The organism is Leptolyngbya sp. FACHB-36, from assembly GCF_014695955.1.
Taxonomy (GTDB): Bacteria; Cyanobacteriota; Cyanobacteriia; order Leptolyngbyales; family Leptolyngbyaceae; genus FACHB-36.
On sequence record NZ_JACJPG010000113.1, the window covers coordinates 1 to 2,798 of the forward strand.

The following is a 2,798-nucleotide window of genomic DNA, read 5'->3' on the forward strand; positions in this document are numbered from 1 at the left end:
TGGGTGCAGACGGCGCAAGCAACGTAAAATGCGATCGATCCGCTCACCAGCAGCGTCAAAACCAGTTGTAACAGAAGCATCGCCGAAATTCTCTACGTTCCTAGCCCAAACAGTGCCCCGACCGATCGACCAATATTCGTCGGCTCCATTGCGTCTACTGACGCCGTTGGCTCGTAGCCGCAGTGCACCATGCAGTCCGCGCACTGCGGATTGCCACTTTTTTGTCCGTAGTTTTTCCACTCGGTGTTGTCGAGCAGTTCTTGAAACGTTTTGTAGTGCCCCTCGTTCAAAAGGTAGCAGGGCTTTTGCCAGCCCAACACGCTGTAGCTGGGGCTTCCCCATGGGGTGCAGTCATAGTCTTTCTCACCGATCAGAAAGTCCAGAAACAGCGGACTGTGATTGAAACTCCAGTTCTTCTTACCTGCTTTGTAGGGAGCCAAAATTTCACGGAACAGAGCGCGAGTCTGTTCACGCTTAAGGAAGTGGTCTTGATCCGGTGCCCATTCGTAGCTGTAACCGGGAGAAATCATGCCGTCTACGCCGAGTGTCTCCAGGAAGTCAAAGAATTCCTGCATTTCCTTGACATCAGCCCCAGCAAAAATGGTTGTGTTGGTTGTGACGCGAAACCCTTGGGCTTTGGCAGCGCGAATCGCTTTAACAGCGGTGTCAAAGACGCCTTTGCGATCGACGCATTTGTCATGCCACTCTCGCAGTCCATCCAGGTGAACGCTGAAGGTTAAATACGGTGAGGGCTGAAACTTGTGCAGACTTTTCTCTAGAAGCAGCCCATTGGTGCAAAGGTAGACAAACTTCTTGCGCTCCACCAGTCCACGCACAATTTCGTCGATCTGCGGGTGCAGCAGCGGCTCACCGCCCGGAATTGACACAACCGGAGCACCGCACTCTTCTACCGCTGTAAAGCACTGCTCTGGGGTCAGGTTCTGGACTAGAATATCTGCCGGATGCTGAATCTTACCGCAGCCAGAGCACGCCAAATTGCAGCGGAACAGCGGTTCCAGCATCAAGACTAAGGGAAATCGCTTGCGCCCTCTGAGCCGCTGCGCGACCAAATACTTACCAATTTCTAAGGCTTGCTGCCAGTGAATTGCCATTAGTTCTCGATCTCCTCACAAACTTATTAACCATTCTACGGAACGGCTTCAAGGTTTTGCTAGTTCGATGGGCTTGCAGTAGAAGCAAGAATTGCCTGAAGGCTTTGCTAGACGGAGTGCTTAGCTCCCGCCTGGCATCACAAAGTTGCATACTGATTGGACACGAACCACTCGATCGCGTCGTCCACAGCGGTTGCAATCGACGTTTGCGGCAGACCGAGTTCTCGAACGGCTTTAGCGGCGTTGTAGTACATGTACTGCTGTGCCATCCGAACGCCATCGATCGGGACTGAAGGCGCTTTCCCCAGTTTGCTCAGCAGCATTTCGTCAACCCAGGCAGCGGTAAGGGGTAGCCAAGCGGGGACCATGCGCTGTGGAGCCGGAAGCCCAGTGAGTTGAGCCATCAAATCAAGCAGCGCTTTGAGGGGAAGATTCTGATTGCCTAAGATGTAGCGATCGCCGCGTTTCCCTTTTTGCAGTGCTAGCAGATGCCCCCAGGCAACATCGCGCACGTCGATGAAATTTAGCCCAGTGTCAAGATAAGCGGGCATTTGGCGACGCAGAAATCGCAGAATCACATCACCTGTGGGCGTCGGTTTGATGTCCCACGGACCGATCGGGCTGCTGGGATTGACGATGACTACATCTTGTCCCGCTTGTGCCGCTTGAACGGCTTCTTGTTCTGCCCAGTATTTCGATTTTTTGTAGTGTCCGATTAGCTTTTCCGCTGGGGACTGGTAGGTTTCATCCGCGATCGTGCCTACCGGAGCCACACCAATTGCGGCAACGGAACTGGTGTAGACCGTGCGATCAACTCCAGCGCGTTTTGCAGCCGCTAAGACGTTGCGCGTTCCTAACACGTTGTGGCGGTACAACAACTCGCGATCGGCTTGCCAAAGCGAGTAATGAGCTGCCACATGAAACACGACCTCGCACCCCTGAATCAATTGGAACAGATCGGGATCGTTCAAATCGCCGCTGACGCATTCTACGTCCAAGCCGTGTAAGTTTCGCCGATCGCTCGTAGACCGCACTAGCGCACGGACTTTGTGCCCTTCCTGCAACAGTAACCGGATCAAATTTGCGCCGACAAATCCAGTTCCGCCTGTAACAAATGTGTGCATACGCAGTTCGCTGTCGCTTAGCAATGAACAGATTTGATATTACTGCCAAGCGTGCTGCCCCTTTGTTTGGAACTCACGTTCATACACGTCCCTCTTTGGCACAATTGTCATCAAACTCTAACGCTACAGCGCTTGCAGCCCGCAACTGTCGGCAGAAATAGTAAAATTAGATACAGAACTAATCTATTTGTTATGGAGCAGAAGTAACCCCTATGAAACGCCATCTTCGTTCAACTCAACCGACTACCGACACCCCTGCACCTCAAAGCAAGCGTTACGAGGAACAGCGCGAACCAGAAGGATACTTACATCCCAACTATCGTCATCTCTCCTGGTTTCGTCCTCACCAACACTAAGGACAGTCGATTCAGCAAAGCGGGATAGCCACCTCAGCGGTCCGCTGCTGGATCTTGACTCCACAAAATCTGCACCTTAAATTCATACTCCTTTGTCGTTTTTAGATTCGCATACTTAAATCCAGCCACGTCGATCGCGTGATCGGGGCGCTACTAGAAATGTAGTCTACCCCGGTCTCCGCGATCGCTCGAATGGTTTCTAGCAT

The 2,798-nt window shown here is 52.4% G+C and carries 2 protein-coding genes and 1 pseudogene; all 3 read right to left on the minus strand.

Annotated elements, in window-relative coordinates:
• Positions 1-92: 92 nt before the first annotated feature.
• A complete protein-coding gene (hpnH, locus tag H6F43_RS01565) occupies positions 93-1,112 on the minus strand; it encodes an adenosyl-hopene transferase HpnH (RefSeq protein WP_190340267.1) in 1,020 nt (339 codons plus the stop codon).
• 137 nt (positions 1,113-1,249) lie between these two features.
• Positions 1,250-2,236, minus strand: coding sequence for a hopanoid-associated sugar epimerase (gene hpnA / locus H6F43_RS01570; RefSeq protein WP_190340268.1), 987 nt, complete (start codon positions 2,234-2,236; stop codon positions 1,250-1,252).
• Positions 2,237-2,693: 457 nt separating this feature from the next.
• A pseudogene (locus H6F43_RS01575) lies at positions 2,694-2,798 on the minus strand (nicotinate-nucleotide diphosphorylase (carboxylating)); the annotation flags it as partial.